1 protein-coding gene and 3 pseudogenes are annotated in these 3,526 nt (G+C 59.4%); 2 read left to right on the top strand and 2 right to left on the bottom strand.

Features of this window, described 5'->3' with window-relative positions; genetic code table 11:
• Window positions 1-1,870: pseudogene (locus tag ACI77I_RS31805) on the top strand (hypothetical protein); the annotation flags it as partial.
• Window positions 1,871-1,876: 6 nt separating this feature from the next.
• On the opposite strand, the pseudogene ACI77I_RS31800 reads toward ACI77I_RS31805, so the two are convergent.
• Window positions 1,877-2,026, bottom strand: a pseudogene (locus ACI77I_RS31800) (LysR family transcriptional regulator); the annotation flags it as partial.
• Between the two features lie 12 nt (window positions 2,027-2,038).
• Here ACI77I_RS31800 and ACI77I_RS31795 point away from each other — a divergent pair.
• Window positions 2,039-2,212, top strand: a pseudogene (locus tag ACI77I_RS31795) (hypothetical protein); the annotation flags it as partial.
• On the opposite strand, the gene ACI77I_RS31790 reads toward ACI77I_RS31795, so the two are convergent.
• Window positions 2,182-3,526: terpene synthase family protein (locus ACI77I_RS31790; RefSeq protein ID WP_407000148.1), on the bottom strand; the 1,345-nt coding region annotated here is incomplete at its 5' end. The pseudogene ACI77I_RS31795 and the gene ACI77I_RS31790 overlap by 31 nt on opposite strands.

Below are 3,526 nucleotides of genomic sequence, written 5' to 3'. Positions count from 1 at the left end.
CTTCGAAGAAGCCTTGCGCCACGCGATCCCCTTGAACAGTGGGGCGTCCAGCGGTGAACAGAGCTTTGGTACGCCCCAGCGCCGCGAGGACCTGAACCTCAGCCAGCAGGACGGCCCGGCGCGTTCGATGCTGTTCGAAGAAGACTTGGCTGAGCACTTGCGGCAGGTGTATCGCCAGACCTTTGAACGCTTGGACCGTGCCGGTCGTATAGAAGAAGCGGTGTTTGTCCTCGCCGAATTGCTCAAGGAGCGTCAGCAAGCCCTCGATTATCTGGAGAAACATGCACGCTATCAGCAGGCCGCTGACCTGGCCCTTGCATGGGACATGCCGCCTGCGGTGATCGTGCGTCTGCTGTGCCTGGCCGAGCAGTGGCAGCGCGCCGTGCTGGTGGCGCGGCGCGACAATGCTTTCGCCGATGCCGTGGTGATGCTCCAAGCCAAGTCGCCGCAAATCGCCGACCGCCTGCGTCTGGAGTGGGCTGAGTCGTTGATCGCCAAAGGCTTGTGGCTGCAAGCGGTCGACGTGATTTGGAGCCTTCCCGCAGAACGCCCACGTGCCGCGCAATGGTTGCTGAATGCCGAGGCCGCCGGCGGGCGCCTGGCCATTGGCGCACTGGTCAAACGCGCCATCCTGTTGCCCGAGACCCTGCATGCTTACGGGCCATGGGTGGAGCAATTGCGTGACGACCCCGAGCGTGCCGGCGAGCGAGCCGCTTTGGCGCAGGCCTTGTTGCTGCACAAGTCGAACACTACCGCCCTGGCCTGGCTGGCAGGTGCCACCGTGCACGCGATTCTTGCCGATCAATTCAGCGCTCAAGGGCAGCTGACGCACAATCAGCTACAGGCGCTGGTCAAGATGAGTCAGGACAAACTGCTTCAGGCGGACTTGCCTGGCCACGCCCTGAAGCGTGCAGCGGTGGTCTCCCTGGACCGCTTGGCCGACACCCGCGAGTGGTCAGCGCCCGCCGCAGGCAATCGGCCCCTATTCGACGCGGTACCCTTGGACTATGAGCGTTACCTGGTGGCGCTGGGCGAGGCGGGAGTCATGGTGCTGGATGCAACGGGCGCGACGCTGTTTCACTTTGCGGTGCCGGCGCAGAAGATCGTCATTGCCCATAGTCGCCAGGTGGCCTTGGTGCTGATCCGGCGCGGATCGGTATGGCGTATCAGCAAACTGGACCTGGTGAACCGCGTCGCCAAAGACCTCGGTGTACTGGCCATGGATGTATTTTCAAACGAGTTTGATGGCTGCAACTGGACCATCGGCAAAGGCCAGCAGTTACGCGTGGTGGATGTTGACCGTGCCCTTGAAACGCTCTGGCATGTGAGTGACCTACCGGAGTCGGTACGTGCCATCAACGTGGATGAATACAACGAATACCTGTGGTTGTCAGCACCGGGCGGGTGCCTGATGCTTTGGCATTATCGTCTGCCGGAGCGGCGCCTGGTCAGCCGCGAAAGCGCGTTTGACATCGTGCAGACGGACTTCCAGGTTCCCAGTGCTACCGCTGAATCGGCGCAGTATCGGATCAAGCACGACGATGGAATACCCACGCTGGTACTTAAGCAGCACGGGGTTCGAAAGCGCTACAGGCTGCCCGGCAACTTGCCGGACGAAGAATGGGATGAGTCCGTCAGCCCGTTCCTATTTGAGGACTGGTTGCTGATCAGTTATCGGGTTGAGGAGCAGGACACGTGCTGGCACGTTATTCACCGTGCCAGCGATCGGCTTTGCGTCACTTTGCACTGGCCGCAATCACCGGCCCAGTTTCGCCGCCTGGGAGCTGATCTGTTGCTGTTCGATGGGCAGGGACGGCTGAGCCATATCAATATCGATAACGCCAGCCAGCGCAACATCAGCCTGCACTGAGTGTGTCGGCATCAAGGTGGCGATCAACGCCCGAAGGGTGCCGGGCAGTGCTTCCAGTTCGCGCACCAGGATACTGCGCTCGCGAATCGCCCAGGGCTCATCGCGTTTTACCGCCACCCGTTGCAGGGTGCGGTTGTGCCGCACGGCGGCGGACTCGGCATTCGTGGCGTTGGCCAGACCATCCGCGCGGCGTTGCCGTGGCTGATGATCTTGCGGGTATTCCTGATTATGGTGACCTGCCTGCCGTTTATTTCGCTGGCCTTGCCGCACTGGCTGGGGATGTACAAGCAGACACTTTGTGGGCGCAGTGGTTACTGGCCCTTGAAGCGTATTTCTCGATAGCGTGGCACTGTCAGGTGCCAGGCGATGTTGCCGCGCCATTGATTATGCAGCGCTTGGGCGCAAATCATCGCTTGCTCCTGAGCCCGCACTTCATAGCCCAACGCTGCCAGGCGCTCGGGTAGCACAGCCTGAGCCCGCGTGAACTGCGTGGCCCACTGTTCAACGCGTTGCGACACCTCGTTCGCGGCTTGCGTCGCGCTAAGACCTTGGGTGTGCCTCAGGTGAGTGAGCAGGTTGTAGATGTCTTCATCAGGGTTTTCCATGATCCGAAACGACAGCAAGTCGTTAACGGCCTTCAGTAAGTTCAAGGTCAGGCTGCGCAGTTCCTGCCAGGGTTGGCTGTAGTAAAGCGCTGACGATAACTGAATGTTTTGCACCAGGTAGGTGAACTCAAGGCAGACTTGAAAACTGCCGGCGGTTTGCCAAAGCGTTTCATAACCTTCCACACCCGGCTGTGTGTGGTTGATGCGGTGCATCAACGCGGTGATGGAGGGCGCCAGGTACGATGAGTATTGCTCGGCAACGCGCTGTTTCCACAATGGAGGCATCAGGCGTGACGCGCGCCGGATGATATCTGCCAGCGCACGACCCAAGGGCTCTCGGTTCGTGGTGTCGCGTGTGAAGGCAGTGGTGTAAGTGCCGCGAATCAAGCGTTCGAGGGCTTCAGGCTCATGACGGTCCTCGTCGGCAAGGTTGCCCTGGCAGCAGAACCACCCCAAAAGGTCAGAAAGAATGATCAGTATTTCAAAGGGGGCATCACTCCACATGTAACCGGCATATTTGCTGGGAGCGTATATATCCAATCGGCGGGTAGTTTCGGGGGTGTCTTCCAACCCCATGGACTTGAGCCATTGACGAGTGTGCTGTTGGACCAGATCCGTAAAGGGGCTCAGGGGGTAAGTGGCTGTCTCAAGCCAGAGGGGTAAATGGAAGGGAGCAACCGACGGCGGGGTGTTAATCGGCGATGAGGGTGAGGGAGCGTGTTCCGATGAATCTGCCCACTTGGCTATCTCATTTAACCCGTAATGCTCAACCAGCGTGCGAAACCAAATCGTGAAGGTATCGGGTGCGTTATCCAGCTCATCCTGCAACGCGAGAGGGTGTACCCAACGCCAAGCCTTGGCTTCATCAGGGGCTGGAATGGGTGTCGCCTCACTGAAACCCACTAATACATGATCATATTCGTACTCCATCAACGCTCCCGGCACCTGTGCTTGATAGGTGAACGTGAAGCGCTCAGTCAATTCACAGGCCAGTCCCATCTCTTCCATCAGGCGACGTTTTGCGGCATCTAGTGTCTTTTCACCCAGCCGT

It is taken from the genome of Pseudomonas sp. D47 (assembly GCF_045447305.1).
Taxonomy (GTDB): domain Bacteria; phylum Pseudomonadota; class Gammaproteobacteria; order Pseudomonadales; family Pseudomonadaceae; genus Aquipseudomonas.
Note: the sequence above shows the minus strand (reverse complement) of the source record. Positions and strands in the feature narration are given on the sequence as shown.